General features: G+C 58.0%; 16 protein-coding genes and 3 pseudogenes. 7 read left to right on the top strand and 12 right to left on the bottom strand.

The window, feature by feature from the left end:
- The first annotated feature begins 169 nt into the window (after nt 1-169).
- Complete coding sequence (locus QZ869_RS19350) at nt 170-445, top strand: hypothetical protein (RefSeq protein WP_296021762.1); 276 nt, start codon at nt 170-172, stop codon at nt 443-445.
- A 93-nt stretch (nt 446-538) separates the two neighbouring features.
- Here the strand turns inward: QZ869_RS19350 and QZ869_RS19345 are convergent, their stop codons facing one another.
- Together QZ869_RS19345 and QZ869_RS19340 are read right to left on the bottom strand one after the other, a co-directional pair.
- The gene (locus QZ869_RS19345; RefSeq protein WP_162741965.1) at nt 539-679 is read right to left on the bottom strand and encodes a hypothetical protein; all 141 of its coding nucleotides are present in this window, start codon (nt 677-679) and stop codon (nt 539-541) included.
- 110 nt (nt 680-789) lie between these two features.
- A complete protein-coding gene (locus QZ869_RS19340) occupies nt 790-1,272 on the bottom strand; it encodes a thermonuclease family protein (RefSeq protein WP_113262250.1) in 483 nt (160 codons plus the stop codon).
- 271 nt (nt 1,273-1,543) lie between these two features.
- On the opposite strand from QZ869_RS19340, the gene QZ869_RS19335 reads away from it, so the two are divergent.
- The 3 genes from QZ869_RS19335 (at nt 1,544) to QZ869_RS19325 (ending at nt 3,278) form a co-directional block, all read left to right on the top strand.
- Nucleotides 1,544-1,780: a dehydrogenase gene (locus QZ869_RS19335; RefSeq protein ID WP_296106690.1), complete on the top strand. Its 237-nt coding sequence runs from the start codon at nt 1,544-1,546 to the stop codon at nt 1,778-1,780.
- 237 nt (nt 1,781-2,017) lie between these two features.
- Nucleotides 2,018-2,677 carry an SOS response-associated peptidase gene (locus tag QZ869_RS19330; protein WP_296021751.1) on the top strand — a complete coding sequence of 220 codons (660 nt, stop codon included), beginning with the start codon at nt 2,018-2,020 and terminating at the stop codon, nt 2,675-2,677.
- 262 nt (nt 2,678-2,939) lie between these two features.
- Nucleotides 2,940-3,278 (top strand): hypothetical protein, encoded by a 339-nt coding sequence (locus tag QZ869_RS19325; RefSeq protein WP_111851030.1) that lies wholly within the window; start codon nt 2,940-2,942, stop codon nt 3,276-3,278.
- 550 nt (nt 3,279-3,828) lie between these two features.
- Here the strand turns inward: QZ869_RS19325 and QZ869_RS19320 are convergent.
- Together QZ869_RS19320 and QZ869_RS19315 are read right to left on the bottom strand one after the other, a co-directional pair.
- Nucleotides 3,829-4,017, bottom strand: coding sequence for a hypothetical protein (locus QZ869_RS19320; RefSeq protein WP_112360776.1), 189 nt, complete (start codon nt 4,015-4,017; stop codon nt 3,829-3,831).
- A 129-nt stretch (nt 4,018-4,146) separates the two neighbouring features.
- Nucleotides 4,147-4,944, bottom strand: coding sequence for a dienelactone hydrolase family protein (locus QZ869_RS19315; protein ID WP_363315126.1), 798 nt, complete (start codon nt 4,942-4,944; stop codon nt 4,147-4,149).
- A gap of 156 nt (nt 4,945-5,100) precedes the next feature.
- Here QZ869_RS19315 and QZ869_RS19310 point away from each other — a divergent pair.
- Nucleotides 5,101-5,892, top strand: a pseudogene (locus tag QZ869_RS19310) (SDR family NAD(P)-dependent oxidoreductase).
- 66 nt (nt 5,893-5,958) lie between these two features.
- On the opposite strand, the gene QZ869_RS19305 reads toward QZ869_RS19310, so the two are convergent.
- Together QZ869_RS19305 and QZ869_RS19300 are read right to left on the bottom strand one after the other, a co-directional pair.
- A complete protein-coding gene (locus tag QZ869_RS19305) occupies nt 5,959-6,135 on the bottom strand; it encodes a hypothetical protein (protein WP_296021856.1) in 177 nt (58 codons plus the stop codon).
- Nucleotides 6,083-6,370, bottom strand: a pseudogene (locus QZ869_RS19300) (hypothetical protein); the annotation flags it as partial. The pseudogene QZ869_RS19300 and the gene QZ869_RS19305, both read right to left, overlap by 53 nt.
- 62 nt (nt 6,371-6,432) lie before the next feature.
- On the opposite strand from QZ869_RS19300, the pseudogene QZ869_RS19295 reads away from it, so the two are divergent.
- Nucleotides 6,433-7,302, top strand: a pseudogene (locus QZ869_RS19295) (RtcB family protein); the annotation flags it as partial.
- Complete coding sequence (locus QZ869_RS19290; protein WP_296021737.1) at nt 7,295-7,432, top strand: hypothetical protein; 138 nt, start codon at nt 7,295-7,297, stop codon at nt 7,430-7,432. The pseudogene QZ869_RS19295 and the gene QZ869_RS19290, both read left to right, overlap by 8 nt.
- 290 nt (nt 7,433-7,722) lie before the next feature.
- On the opposite strand, the gene QZ869_RS19285 is transcribed toward QZ869_RS19290, so the two are convergent.
- From QZ869_RS19285 to attM, 6 genes are all read right to left on the bottom strand, one after another.
- On the bottom strand, nt 7,723-7,905 hold the full coding sequence (locus tag QZ869_RS19285; RefSeq protein WP_296021733.1) for a hypothetical protein: 183 nt from the start codon (nt 7,903-7,905) through the stop codon (nt 7,723-7,725).
- Between the two features lie 108 nt (nt 7,906-8,013).
- Nucleotides 8,014-8,856: a shikimate dehydrogenase gene (locus QZ869_RS19280; protein WP_296021729.1), complete on the bottom strand. Its 843-nt coding sequence runs from the start codon at nt 8,854-8,856 to the stop codon at nt 8,014-8,016.
- A 43-nt stretch (nt 8,857-8,899) separates the two neighbouring features.
- The gene (gene fabG / locus QZ869_RS19275; protein ID WP_296021727.1) at nt 8,900-9,709 is read right to left on the bottom strand and encodes a 3-oxoacyl-ACP reductase FabG; all 810 of its coding nucleotides are present in this window, start codon (nt 9,707-9,709) and stop codon (nt 8,900-8,902) included.
- 34 nt (nt 9,710-9,743) lie between these two features.
- Nucleotides 9,744-11,180 carry an aldehyde dehydrogenase family protein gene (locus QZ869_RS19270; protein ID WP_296021725.1) on the bottom strand — a complete coding sequence of 479 codons (1,437 nt, stop codon included), beginning with the start codon at nt 11,178-11,180 and terminating at the stop codon, nt 9,744-9,746.
- A gap of 38 nt (nt 11,181-11,218) precedes the next feature.
- The gene (locus tag QZ869_RS19265; RefSeq protein ID WP_296021723.1) at nt 11,219-14,266 is read right to left on the bottom strand and encodes an FAD-binding and (Fe-S)-binding domain-containing protein; all 3,048 of its coding nucleotides are present in this window, start codon (nt 14,264-14,266) and stop codon (nt 11,219-11,221) included.
- A gap of 126 nt (nt 14,267-14,392) precedes the next feature.
- A complete protein-coding gene (attM, locus tag QZ869_RS19260; protein ID WP_296021721.1) occupies nt 14,393-15,181 on the bottom strand; it encodes an N-acyl homoserine lactonase AttM in 789 nt (262 codons plus the stop codon).
- Nucleotides 15,182-15,201: the final 20 nt, after the last annotated feature.

Below are 15,201 nucleotides of genomic sequence, written 5' to 3'. Positions count from 1 at the left end.
CGCCTGAAAATCAGGAATCTTCGCTCAAGATTAGCAACACTGCAGATTCGTGAAGTTGAATCAAAACCGTAACTAGATTCTACATGGCCCGTTCGTGGAGAATATTTTTGTCGTCATGGAGGGATGTGGATATCCAAAGTCCTCAGAGGTACCGAAGGGAGTTGGTATAGTGGCCAAGACGCCTAAATTCATGCCGACGCCCCACATCAAGCGCAGCTACACGCTGAAGGACGTCCGGCTGCCCAACATCGAAATCGAGTGCATCCGGTGTGAACGCGTTGATAGCTTAGAACGAAAGGCGGTTGTTGCGAAGTTCGGCGCCAGCGTGAGCTTCTCCAAGCTCCGCCGGCGCCTGGCCATGGGTTGTGACCGTCTATGCCATCCCGACGGCGACCTTTGCGAGATGAGGTTTCGATGTCTCCAGTCGCTGGATGCAGATGGCTAGCCGTCCGACCTCTTTGAAAGATCCGCGAAATTGAGAGTGAGGAGAACATAGATTTCGGTGTGCAGGAATCCTCCCCGACCTCAATTTGTTCGTCTAGATCTCGCCCTTCGGCTTCTTGCCGGTAGCGTCTTCAATGCCTTTCTCGGCTTTCTTCTTGAGTTCCTCGCGATCCTTATCCGCATCTTCACCGGTGCGGGCTGCGTCGCTAGACGGGTCTGGCTTCCTGTCACTCATGGATATTCTCCTTTTGCTGACCATCCAACCGGACTAACGACAGAACGTTCCCAAACAACCACCGCCTCGAGAGTGGCGCGGTCGGGCTACCCATCATCCGCCGCCGTGTCTCAATCGCATCGCGCGCCGCGTACGAGGCAGGGAAGGTCGAATGCGCCGGCCCATATACCGGCATGCGCCGCTTGGGCTTCCGCCTGTTGGGGGGCGTACCGGCCACCGGAGTACTTCGGCCAGTCGATGGCGTGCCCGTTGCGCACCATCCACGTGTTGACGTCCATACCATCGGCGCGCACGCAATAGCCTACGACGCGATCGTAGCTGGTACCTGTCGCCGTGCATTTCGTCGGACGCGATTTGGCAAGGAAGGCATCCAAAGCTTTCGCGCTTGCTTGACCGCACCTGTACGCCTTGCCTGAAGCGTTCTCGCAAATCTGACGGCTCTCGGGTGCGTCGATGCCTTCGAAGCGAACCCGCACTCCATTGATCTCGATCGTATCGCCGTCGATGACGGATGCCCGCCCGGTGATATCGGCCGGGGCAGCAAGCGAGGGAGTGAACGCCAAGGCTAATACGAGCGAGGTTGTCCTGATCATGTCATAATTCCAGATTGAGCTTAGGTTTGGAGATAATCCGTTCGCTTCGTGAAAGAGATAGCTCAAGAGCTACCGATTACGGCGTCCTGCGCACTATCTCTTCAGCGCTACGAAAGCAAAGGCGAACGACAGGATGCCAAGTTGTCGACGCCGATATGTGTTAAATCCCGACAGACCCTTCCCCCTCCTTTGAATCATAGTTGACTCTTCCGTAAACTAGAACATAAACCGAACATCGGTAGCACGAAGGGTGCGTGCTTCCGACAACGACATGCGGAAATTGAACTTCGAGAACGGAGATGAAAACGCGCGCCCGACGCTGAAAGATTCTGTAGCAGATCCAGTTGCCCACCTCGTAGCATGGCACGATGGGGACCACCGAGCTGCGATCGAGACGTTGATGGAGGACGTTCGGCACCTGCGGGAGCAGCTTGCATTGGCAACCGCGGCCATGAGCGCAGGATATACGAGAGGATGGATGCCCGACGAGGAGCGCAATTCCCGCTGAAGGCTAGCAACGCGGTCGCTGCCTAAGGCGAAGATTTCCGTCGTATTTCCGGGGCCTCGAGGTGCTGCGGCGTCTGATCACCGTGGGCTCGCCTGGAGGTACGAGGGCGCCGACCTGATCACGTCGAGGACGACCCAAGGTAGGGCGGTTGACGGCCTTAAGAAGCTTCTCCGATGCAGCAAGTGCAACCACGAGGGCCACATGGAGTTGTCCGTAGCCAAACTACCGAGGTGACGAATGTGCAATCTTTATCAGGTCAGGACCAATCAGGAAGCAATGCGAGACATTGCTGGGGCGATGAGCGAGAGGCTGAACCTTGAACCAGAAGTAGAGGTCTATCCTGACCGCCCTGCCCCGGTTATCAGAAACCGTGACGGAGTGCGCGAGCTTGTCGGCCTCACCTGGGGTATGCCGACCCCGCCGAACATTCTTGGCGATCGACCGGATACAGGCGTCACCAACATTCGCAACGTAACGTCGCCTCACTGGCGCCGATGGTTGAGGCCAGAGAGCCGTTGCATCGTGCCATGGACGCGGTTCTGCGAGTGGGAAGACACCAAACCTCGAAAGACGAAGCGATGGTTCGCGATCGACGAAAGAGAGCCCTTGGCGTTCTTCGCAGGCATCTGGACTGACTGGCACGGCGTGCGCGGATCGATGAAGAACCCGCGAGACGGCAACCATGAGCTTTTCGGCTTCCTCACCTGCGAGCCGAACGACGTCGTCAAGCCTATCCACCCCAAGGCGATGCCCGTGGTGTTGACTACCCGAGAGGAAGTGGACGTATGGATGAATGCGACGTGGGAGGAGGCAAAGACACTTCAAAGGCCCTTGCCCGATGAGCGCTTGATCCTGCTGCCTGTTGCGGAAGCGGCGCCCCAAGGAATGCTGCTGTGAGCGACGAGAAAGCCGGAGACGGAATCCATATCAACCACTACTGCTCGCATCCAGGCTGCAAGAAGTGGGGTGGTCTCGGCTATTCCAACAACAAAATCGACGCCCCGCAGTGGTGGTGCTCGGAGCACTATCCGTATTGGGACGTTCCTCGATCCGCTGCTCGTTGAGCTTTGGGACGCTGCCACAAAACGATCAAGATTCATTCAGCCGCCGTTCACGGGATCGGGAGCTAAATCACTCCACCAAACGAGGAGTGATGGAAATGCGCAAGTTAGTTCTAGGCGCGGTGCTTTTGTTAAGTGGTCTGATGGGATCAAGTGCGAACGCAATGCCCATGGCGCAACCTTTGGCGCGGGATACGACAGACATCCAAACGATCGATTACGCTTGCGGGCGCGGGTATCACTTATCACCCCGCGGCTTCTGCCGGCCGAACGGTCCACCGCGCTACGAACGCGAGTGGGGTCGTCGTGGAGATTGGGAAGCTCGTCGTGAGTGGCGAGAACGTCAGGCGCGGCGCGAGTGGCGCGAACGAAGAGCCTGGGAGCGTGAGCGCGAATGGCGAAGAGGCGGGTACGATTACCGCGAGTACCGCTGGTAGCGTCGTTACGGCCCGCTGGAACAAGCGGGCCCAACCCAGCGGTGGGCTTGGCCAGCATGCCGGTCGCGTCCTTTTATGATCGACTCCCAAACAATGCTGTGCTTTCTAGGATTCTCGGGAGCACAACATGCAAAAGTTTCTTTCTCGATCCGTAGGGCTTATTCTGATCTCTTGTCTGATGGCGGCGTGCACCCCCCACTCAGCGTCCCATAAGGTATCCTGGCAACTGCTACTCGCCGTCCGATCTAGCCGCCGATGGGAGTCTTTGCGGCCGTCCGGCGGCGTCGCTGCGTCCACGTGGCTATTAGGATGAAAATCTCTTTCCCCTCTCCCGCCCCCACGTTGGGCGACGACATCGAGGAAGCCTTACGCGGCGTCGCCCAAGAACTCGGCTACAGCCGTGAACAATTGCTGCGGGGTTATCGTCAGAGAATGGTTGGAGCAAAACGCCTACCTACCGGTCTTGGATCAAAACGACGAAGGTGAGCCTGACGGCAATCCCTAGCGGCTGATGGCAGCCCACCTGGAGGCCGCCATCCACCATCTCGGCTCAGTTCACAGGCGTGGCGCCGGCAGTGCCGCATTTGGCGAACTTGCCTTTGGCATCCTTGCACTGGACCTTCTTCTTAGTCGTCTCGCATTTGACGAACTTGCCTTTCGCATCGCGGCACTGCTCGGCGCTCGCCGGCGCAGCGGCGAAAGACGTGAGTGCGGCGACAATCAAAACCGACTTCCACATTCCCGAATCCTCCTTGGCCGTAATTGGCCGAAGCCATGGTTACAACATGATCAGGAAAGCTCAAGCGGCGAGCGTGGTGCGATGAAGGATACCTCTTGTAGATACCGCGCCTTGCGGGTTCGCCAGCGCCTATTTGAAACGGTCGCGAAGAAAGGTCGCGGCATCTCGGGCTTCTTCCGAAGAGATCGTGTGACCGACGCCAGGATAGATTTTTGACGTCACGGGAAACCCCGCCGCTTTGAGTTGGTTCGCCGCAGTCGTCGTCGCAGCGGCTGGTATGGTCCTGTCAGCAGAACCATGCATCATAAAGATTTCCGTTTCGACAGAAGACGAAGTCGGCGGCAACGGCAACAGTCCGGCGAAGGTGACGAGAGATCCTACCTTCCAACGACCCGAAGCAACCGCATCCAGCGCCATGATGGCGCCTTGCGAGACCCCGACGAAGGCCACCCGGTCGAGCGCGTTTTCGAACCCTTCCCGTTTGATGATCTCGGAGACCACGCCGTCGAACGCTCGACGCGCTGCGTCGATCCGCTCGGGACGCATTATCTGGTCATCGACGGCGAACCACTGACGACCGCCTGACCTATGCGGAAACGGCGCGTCAGGCGCGACGAATGCCGTGTCCGGAAGCGTCGCCTGCCAGGAATTTCCCACTGCCTGCATAACGGACCCTCGTCCTCGGATCCCGTGGAACAGGATCACCAGATGATCGGCGCGAACCACTCCTTTTTGAGAGGCGGTTTGTTTCTGGGTGCCTTCCGCCTGCACAATTTGCAAAGGCTTCCCAGCAGGGTCGACCGCCTGGGACACGAGTTTGTTTCCTCTGTCCGCGGCCAACACTCGATCCGGATTCGCGACGAGGTAGGTCGCGCCGACAAGGATGATGAAAAGAGAGACTAGGGTCGCGAGATGTGACGACGTCATGGGGCGTTCCTGTTGCATCCGATCAACCTGCATTCCGAATGTTCGTTCCGCTTCGCTGCCAGACCGGCACTGACATTCTCGTTACGGTCACGGTGTCCCTCAAAACGGCCGAGCCCCTGGATCGGGAACAACCCCGCATATCTCCCGTTCGAGCGGATGCACCACTGCGCACTCAAGGAGATTTCAATGCAGCGATTTGCAGACAAGGTCGTCGTCGTGACTGGCGCAGGCTCAGGAATAGGTAAGGCGACAGCGGAGCGTTTTCTCGACGAAGGCGCTGTCGTGACACTGGTCGGCCGCACGAGATCGAAGCTCGAAGAGGTCGCCAAGCCTTTCCGTGATGATCAATTTATGATCGCCGAGGCGGACGTGTCGAATGAGGACGAAGTAAAGGAGCTGATTTCTCGCACCGTCGAGAAGTTCTGACGCTTGGACGTTCTCGTCAACAATGCGGGCGTCGTCGCCGAAGGCGACGTCGGCACCCTGACCACAGACGATTGGCGTACAGTAATGGCAACGGATGTCGATGGCGTCTTCTACGCCAGCCGTGCGGCGCTCCCGCATCTGAAGTCATCGCGGGGCTCCATCATCAACGTCAGCTCGGTATCCGGCACCGGTGGCGATTGGGGAATGGCAGCCTACAATGCCGCCAAGAGTGCAGTGACCAATCTCACGCGGGCTGTGGCCATGGACCATGGCAAGGACGGCATCGGGGTCAACGCAGTGTGCCCAAGCCTGACGCGAACAGGCATGACCGAGGATATGATGGACGACGAGAAGCTGATTTCGAAGTTCAACGAACGCTTTGCGCTCAGGGGGCCCGGCGAGGCTGAAGACGTTGCGGCCGTAATCGCATTTCTTGCAAGCGACGATGCGCGCTTCGTGACCGGGGTCAACCTGCCTGTCGATGGCGGCATATCGGCGTCCAATGGTCAGCCGCCCCAGTAAGCATCGAGCGGTACGTTCTATTCGACGGGTCTTCATTCTTCCACCGCCGGCCAGTCATTGGCCGGCTCATCGACGGCTTTCATAGTCAGCGGGATCCTGATCGTGCTCACGGGCCACCATGAGGGCGTTGACCTGCACGACTATCATACTGCAGGCGTCCTCGTAACTGACGCCGTTAGCGACCAGGCTATCAACCAATTGCTCCAGCCTGGCGCCAACCTCGCGCTTCCACTCGTCGATCATTTCTCTCTCCTTTTTTTGCAGTCTTCTCAGTCAGTTCAATCCATACTGGCGCGTGATCACTGGCGTGCTCCCAGCCCCGGACATGCTTGTCGACCTGGGCTCCCACGAGTTTTTCGACGGGATCCGGGCTAAGCAGAAAGTGGTCGATCCAAAGGCCGGCGTCGCGTGCGAAGGCATTTCTGAAGCATGCCCAAAACCTGTAGATGCGGTCGTCCGGATAGAGGTGCCGTAGTGCAGCATCCGATGTAAGAACTATTAGGGTGCTTAGATTCTTCGGCACCCCGCTTGCAGGCCGACATCGAACACTTTGCAACCCAAGGAGACGGCAACCATTTCGCCTACGTCGGCACAATGAAGTCGACCGGTGAAACGGCGCTCGTCACCCATCATGGATCGCGAGCTCCGGGTGCACGGCTCTACGACAAGGGTATGAAGGTCGCCAACCGGTTTCGCGAACAGCTATCGCCCGAGACCCATCGAGAGAATGCATGGATCCCGGCAGATACCGAGGAAGGCGATCTCTATTGGTCCGCCTTGCAGACGATTCGCCAGTGGACGAAGGAAAACCACTATATCCTTCACGACATGGCGGCGGAGAAACTCTCGGTCAAGGTCGCCGATCGCTTCTGGAACGAGCACAATTTCGTTTTCCGGAAGTCTGACGGGCTATTCTATCACGGCAAGGGCGCGACGCCTGCGTTCGACAATTGGGGACATGATGCGACCGATCTGACCATCATCCCGCTCAATATGGCGGAACCGGTATTGATCGTTCGCGGAGCGAATGCCGCTCATGGTCTCGGCTTCTCGCCGCATGGCGCGGGGCGCAATATTTCGCGCAGCGCCCATGTGCGCCAGTTGTCGGCAGAATATGGAGCAGATTCACGTGGGCTCAGCCCGAACAACATCGCGGCAATTCTTGAGAAGGAGACAAGCGGTCTCGATGTTCGCTTCTTCTCTGGCTTTGCCGACGTGTCGGAGCTTCCCAGCGCCTACAAGAGCGCCGCAAATGTGCGGGCGCAGATCGAGCATTATGGTCTTGCCGAAGTAGTCGACGAAGTGATTCCGTTCGGGAGCATCATGGCCGGCAACTGGCAGAAGAATGCACCCAACGCAAAACAACTTGGCAATGCCCGCGCAAGCGCAGGTCCGTTGGTTCATGCATGATCTAGACATTGGCTTGGCAAGAGCACTTGCGATCTTCGTCGGAGCATTTCTGCTTGCCACCATCGCAGCATTCCTGGTCGCGCTATTGATCACTCTCGATATCAAAAGCATCTCACCCGCAACGAGCTGACCAGCCGAGGGCCAGCGCAATAACCTTCCAAACACGACAATTTGCGGTGGATCGACCAGAGCTTCAATGGCTTGAGTGCCCCTCCCCTCCTCTACAGTGAAATCGCAAGTGGAAATTTCAGAGCCAAGTTTTTCGCTCAGCGCTTCAATTGAAAACGGAAGCTAATAGCCACACCCGGCGTCGAAAGCCGGCCGCATCAGGGCCGTCATGCTTATTTTCGCACAATCGTAAGGCATTGAAATCATGGCAAATGATTTCTTATAGGAACTCTATCAGAATATTACGGTTATTCACATCGTATGATTGTCAGTTGGTGTTATAACCATCGATAACCAACGCTCACGATATTCGGTCGCACGCCCAAGGGCGTCGGCACACCCCTCGGTCATGGCGGATTTGCCAAGCCGGTTCGGCAGCGTCTCGCCGCAAGGCAGCGGAAGCGGGGTATCCAGTTGAATAGTGGTCTGTGTCATTACATCCTCCCTTGGATTGTTAAACATCGGGAAAGTCTGCATCACCCGACCTCCCGGGCGGATGAAGAGCGGTTCTTTCAGCAAAACACGAAGCTTCGGCGCCACATTTTAGTCTTGCGGCAGCGCCCCCATATGCTTGGCCATCAATAGGATCTGCGCCTCCAGCATCGGCTTTCCGGGGAATATCGTAGCGCCTTTGGACTGCGCGGCTGCAAGCAGCGGCGTGATGGCAGGCTCCATGATCGCATCGGCGACAAGATGCGTTGCGTGTATCCGGGTGAAATCGATGGGCTGGGCGTCTGACGACTGCATCCCAAGCGTACTCCCGTTGACGATAAGATAGTGATGCTCGATATCCTGATCGTCGGTGCTTACCGAAAGACCCGGATAGGCCGCCGTCAGGCGGGATGCCAGTTCGACAGCGCGGACGACAGATCGGTTTGAAATTGTGATATGGCTGACGCCTGCATCGGCGAGGCCAAAGGCGATCGCGCTCGACGCGCCCCCTGCTCCGACCAGGAACACCTTCATGCCGGACACGTCGGCACCGCGCAAACGCATCGCCTCGACGAAACCAATGCCATCCAGCATCGTTCCGACCAGCCGCCCGTCTTCCTCCCGTCTCACGCAATTCACCGCACCGATTTGCCGCGCTGCATCCGTGACCTCATCGCAAAGGGCGAGCATGGAGGGCTTATGCGGGACGGTAGCAATGAACCCGCCGAAGTTCTGCAGCTTGCGCAGCCCCTCGACCAGAACGGGCAGCCCGGCGGGTGAGACGTGGAACGGGACGAGCACGCAATCCAGCCCATGGGCATCAAAAACGGCGTTCATCGTCTGCGGGGTCTTAACATGGTAAATAGGGTCGGCCAGAATGGCGAACACCCGCGTTTTTCCCGTAATCAGGTTGACCTTCTCAGGGATCTTCTCAGCTTTCTGGTGGTCTGACATGATGTCACTTTCTACTGCAGCCGTTGATTCATCATCGAATTGCTCAGGTCATGAGCAACCCGCCAGCGACATCAATGGTCTGCCCGGTGATAAAGCTGGCTTCCGGTGACGTGAGATAAAGCGCGAGATCGGCGACCTCCTCGGATGCACCGAGACGGCCCATGGGCGTCATGCGAACCTGTTCATCATTGATTTCGCTCGCGACCCCACGAACCATCGGCGTTTCAATACGGCCAGGAGCGATCGCGTTTACCCGGATACCGAAGGGGCCAAGTTCACCTGCCAGGTGTCTGGTAAATCCGAGGATTGCGGATTTCGTCGCTGAATAGTGGCAGGCCACAAGCGGCATGTAAGCTTGCCCGGCAACGGACGACATATTGACGATCCAGCCGGCACCTGCCTCTCGCATTGCTGGCGAAAGCGCACGGATCGTGTTGAAACTGCCGGTTAGATTGACCCCGACGACACGGCCCCATTCGGCGGGGTCCATTTCCCAGATCTTGTGCGAAACACCGTCATGCTTCGGCGAGATCCCAGCGTTATTGATGACAGTGTCAAACGGGCGGCCAAGCAATGTGGCTGCATGGGTCACACCACTCTCGACTGCGGCGTAGTCCGATACATCGAGTTTGAGTGCCAGACCCGAGCCTCTCCCGGCGGCCTCGATCAGACCGATTGTCTCTTTGATGTCGTCTTCATTCATGTCGGCAACGCCGACATGCGCGCCGCGGCTGGCAAAACCGATCGCGATCGCCCGGCCTATTCCGCGCCCGGCGCCCGTGACCAGAACATGCCGCCCTGCGTGACTGGCGCGATTTGCGATTTCAATGGTGTTTTTTTCACGTTCTTGCATGGCACCCTTTCGTCTATGCGGATTTTCGTTCGGTTCAGGGCTGCGTGTAGGTCGTTTTGACGACCGTATAGAACTCTCGGGCATATGCGCCCTGCTCTCGCGGACCGTAGGAAGACGACTTTCTGCCGCCAAATGGCACGTGATAGTCCACACCTGCCGTAGGCAGGTTGACCATCGCCATGCCAGCACCGGAACGTCGCTTGAACTCGGAGGAATATTTCAGCGACGTCGTGCATATCCCCGACGACAGGCCGAACTCCGTGTCATTGGCGATGTTTATTGCTTCCTCGAAGCTGTCCACCCTGATAACACTTGCAACCGGACCGAAAATCTCCTCACGGTTGATCCGCATATCATTGGAGGTTTCGGTGAAGAGCGCCGGAGACATATAGAACCCCGGATGTTCAAGCTTCATCTGCGCGCCGCCGAAGGCAAGTTTTGCCCCTTCACCTTGGCCGATGCGGATATAGTCCAGATCCTGGTCGAGTTGGCTCTGATTGACGACGGGGCCGATCTGGCTGTCGGCGGCCAAAGCGTGGCCGATCTTCAGCCCCTGAAGCTTTTCGATGACCGCCTGCACGAAGCGGTCATGGATACCGGACTGGACGATCAGCCGGCTTGATGCCGTGCACCGCTGCCCTGTCGAAAAGTAGGCGCCGTTCACGGCAACATTCACGGCAACATCAAGGTCTGCGTCATCCATGACGATGAGCGGATTTTTGCCCCCGAGTTCGAGCTGAACCTTTTTACCGCGTTCGAAGCAGGCAGCACCGATACGGCGCCCCGTCTCGACCGAGCCTGTGAAGCTGATCCCACGGACCTTGCGGGACTCGACAAAGGCCTGCCCGACCTCGCGCCCAGGGCCGATGACCAGATTGAACACCCCCTCCGGCATGCCAGCCCGTGCGATGATGTCCGCCAGCGCCCAGCCGCAGCCTGGAACAAGCTCGGCTGGCTTAAAGACGACCGTGTTGCCATAGGCCAGTGCCGGAGCGATTTTCCACGCGGGAATCGCGATCGGGAAGTTCCACGGCGTTATGATGCCGATGACGCCCTCTGGCTCCCGCAAGACTTCCACCTCCACGCCGGGGCGAACAGAGGTCACACGCTCACCATTCAAACGAAGCGCTTCGCCAGCGAAGAACTTGAAGACTCGTCCAGCGCGGACGACTTCGCCAATGCCTTCGGACAGGATTTTTCCTTCCTCTCGCGAAAGCAACCCGCCGAGTTCGTCCTTGCGGGCAACGATTTCCGTTCCGATTTTGTCGAGAATGTCGGAGCGGAGCTCAGGACTTGCCGCGGCCCATCCAGGAAAAGCCTCATAGGCGGCGTCGATGGCGCTTTCAGCTTGCGCTCGGTTGGACGAAGCATAAACGCCAACCTCGTCAGTGGTGTCGCTGGGATTGATGTCCCGGACGGCGGAGGCCCCGTCGATCCATTGGCCGGCAATATAATTCTTATGAATGGTCATTCGCGTCTCCTGCATGCTTTAAAAGCTGTCTTTCGGCGTCATTTCGCCGGGGGTAATTCTCGAAGATGCCGCAACAGAACCTGTACCGGATGACGAAGGGTCACCTGTCCGAACCGCTTGGCCTGCGAGCGGCATGAATGGCCCGTTGCCACCAGTTCCTCTTCGGGCTGGCTTTCTTCGATGTGTCTGCTCCAGCTCATCTCGAATATGTTTTTTGAGGTTTCGACATTGCGGGCCTCATGGCCGTATGTGCCCGCCATGCCGCAGCAACCCGCGTCGACAACATTCAGGCGAAGACCAAAGCCGGAAAAGATGGAAACCCAATTCTGAAGACTGCTCTGCGCCGTCGCACGCTCGGTGCAGTGCGGCAGCAGCGCATATCGCTTGCCCGTCGCCACGACACCACGAGACGGTCTGGCCGCCAGCCATTCCTGCAACAGGTGAACCTTCGGCGCGGCCCTCGGCCCGAGCGCTTCGACATATTCGGAGCGAAAGGTCAGGGTCATGGACGGGTCAATGCCGACAAGTGGAATGCCAAGAGCGGCATAATTGCTCAGAAGCGCGGCCTGGTATCGCGCAGTGGCTTCAAACTGCTTCAGAAAACCGTGGACATGCAGAGGTTTTCCGTTGGGCCGATAGACAGACAGGAGCGGGTTGAAGCCCAGCCCCTTCAGAAGATCGAGCGTATCAAGGACCAGCCGGGTCTCGTAGAAACTGGTGAACGCATCCTGCACGACAACAACAGAGCGTTTCTTTTCCTCTACGGACATCGACGCCAGTGCTGCAGGCGTAGCGAACGCCAATCCTCTTGCTGCCATTTCCCGGCGCAGGTCTATCCCCGTCAGCAGCGGCAGATCGACCAGTCCGAAAGCCCGCAAGAGGCCCGTGACGGGTGAAGCCTTGAGCACGGCGTTTGTCAACCGGGGTGCGGCGGCGAGGAGCGGCAGAAGGCGCTCGAGGCTCGCTACCAGCCAGTCTTTCGGCGGGCGCGCATAGCGGCTGTGGTAGAGCTCCAAAAACTTCGAGCGGAAACTCGGCACATTGACCTTGATCGGACAACCACCCACGCATGACTTGCACGCCAGGCAGCCGTCCATCGCGTCCTTGACCTGATGCGAAAAATCGGCCTCCACCCTGCCATGAAAAGCAGAGTTCAGCAGCTTGGCGGGGACGTCACGCCAAGAGGAGAGCGAGCGCACCTTTTTCATTTCCAGCAATGGGTCAGACCCATTGGCTGAAAGCTGCCTCAGCCACTCCTTGGTCAGCATCGCCCTACCCTTCGGCGAATGCCGGCGCTCCCGCGTCGCCTTCCAGGACGGGCACATGGCCGTTTCGGGATCCCAATCGTAACACGCGCCATTGCCATTGCAGTTGATCACGTCGGTATATACAGCTCGAACACCCTGCGGAATTTTCCGATCTGCCTGACCCCGGGTCGGGACGCCGTCGATCTTCAAGAGCGACTGGCTGCCCGGCGCAGCGATCTTGCCCGGATTGAGTTGATTGGCTGGATCGAAGATCTTCTTGACCGCCTGGATCAGCGGATAAAGCGATCCAAAGAACTGCGGTGAATACTCTGATCGAACACCCTTTCCGTGTTCGCCCCAGAGCAGTCCACCATATTTAAGAGTCAGGTTTGCGACCTCGTCAGTAATCTCGCGAATAAGCCTTTCCTGGTCCGGCGCCTTCATGTCGATGGCTGGACGGACGTGCAGAACGCCCGCGTCCACATGGCCGAACATGCCGTAGTCGAGGCCGCGCCTGTCCAGCACCGCCCTGAACTCCGCGATGTAGTCGGCGAGATTTTCCGGGGGAACTGCCGTGTCTTCGACGAATGCAATCGGTCGCTTGTCGCCCTGCATGTTGCCGAGAAGGCCGACGGCGCGCTTTCGCATCTGCCAGATGCGCTGGACAGCCGCTTCGCCGCGCGCGATCGTAAAACCGAGGCGGCCCGCCATACGACCCTCGGCTTCGAGCGAGGCTACCAATCGAGCAAGCCGCGTCTCGACCTCATCCGCCGTGGCACCGACGAACTCGACGAGATTGACGCCGCGCGTCGGCTCTCCGCCAATCGATGGGAAGAACTCTTTCACGCCATCCCAGACGATGTCTTGCTGCGCTAGACCGAGCACCTTCGAATCAACCGTCTCGATCGATGCCGCTCCGAACGCGATGATGGAGCGCGCATCGCGCAGGCAGGCGTCGAAATTCTCGTACCGGACGTTGACCAGAACCGAATGCTGTGGGATCGTCAGAATTCGCAGTTTGGCTTCGGTGATCACGGCCAGGGTGCCTTCGGAGCCGCAGAGAACGGAATTGAGGTCGAACTTTCCCTCGCCGTTTCTGATATGGGCAAGGTCATAGCCCGTTAGGCAGCGATTGAGCTTGGGAAACTGCCGCTCGATGGCCGCGGCATTGTCTCGCTGCAGGTGATCGATGAACCGGTGAAGGTCGCCGACAATACCCGGCGTTCGCTTGGCGTGTTCCAGTTGCAGATCATCGAGCGGGCGAGAGGTCCAAACGGTGCCATCGGACAGGACCGACTTCAGTTCCAGAACATGATCACGGGTCTTGCCATATAGACACGAGCCTTGGCCGCTCGCATCCGTATTGACCATTCCCCCGATCGTTGCTCGGTTGGATGTGCTCAGTTCCGGAGCGAAAAACATCCCGTGCAGTTGAAGGGCAGCGTTGAGCTGATCTTTAACGACCCCGGCCTGGACACGAACCCAGCCCTCGCTGACGTTCATTTCGATGATGCCGTTCAGATACCTCGAAAGATCGAGGACTATCCCGTCGCCGAGAGACTGGCCATTGGTGCCGGTTCCTCCGCCTCGGGCCGCCAGTTTCACGTTTCTGAAAGTGGGCTGCGCGAGAAGCCTGAGCGCCACCGATACATCATCTGAGGTGCGGGGAAACAAGACGGCGTGAGGGGCGATTTCATAAATCGAATTGTCCGTTGCGAAAACCACCTGGGTCGAGCGGTCTGCACTTAGGTCTCCGGCAAACCCTGCTTTGGCAACGGCGACGAGATACTCATTGACTAGTGAGGCATCTTGAGGATCTGGAGCGAGGCGCGGAATCATGGAAGCATTTCCTGGACTGCATCAGGTTCAACGAAACGTGGATACCGCCGAAGGAGCGGTCACTGTCACATAGGGATGGTGGTGATGGGGCAAGATTTTCGCCCCATCACGGATGCTGAAGCTGTGCTAGGCGTAAAAGTCGGGCGCCTTCTTGAATTGCTTCCAGCCCTCAAGATCGTGGCCTGTGACGACGATCGCATCCGTCTGCTGGGCAATCATCTTTAGCTTCTTGACGCTTCTCACCGTTTCCACGGCTGACGTCATGAAGCCTGGAAGGCATTTTTCATTCCAGTGATCAAGCGTATAGGCAGCATCGATCACCAGCATGATAGGACCCGTTTGTGGAAGCGTGATCAGGAATGACTGATGGCCGGGTGAGTGACCTGGCGACGTGTAGAGCTTGATCACACCGTCGCCGTAAAGGTCGAACCCGTCGGTCTTGTCGCCTTCAAGGAAGAACCAGTCGAGACCGGGCTTGTCAAAATCCTTGCGGATGTACCCGCCTGCCGAAAACCAGTCGGCGTTGAACGCATACTGGTACTCGCTTCGTTGCACGATATAGGTTGCGTTCGGGAACCTTCCGGTGGCACCCGTGTGATCGAGGTGAAGGTGAGAATGAAGAACGTACTTCACGTCCTCGACCTTGAACCCGGCCTTGACCATCTGGTTGATGCAGGTCTCGTCTTCCGTCAACAATGGGTAGTAGACGTCGGCCGTCGCGCCCCAATGACCCTTCGGATCCTGTGCAGCCTCAAGCGCAATCCCTCCATCAATGACAACATTGCCCTTTGGATGCGTGATCAGGTACCATGGGATCGGTGTGATAAACTCTCCCTGGCCCCTACCCATTTTGATGTCGACTTCCTTCTGCCGGATGTGTCCCGTCTGGAACATGTAAAGACGGATCTCTGTCACTATCATTCCTCCTCGAACGA

It is taken from the genome of uncultured Agrobacterium sp., from assembly GCF_913777885.1.
In the GTDB taxonomy this organism is placed as follows: Bacteria; Pseudomonadota; Alphaproteobacteria; order Rhizobiales; family Rhizobiaceae; genus Agrobacterium.
This window is presented reverse-complemented; position numbering and strand designations above follow the sequence as displayed.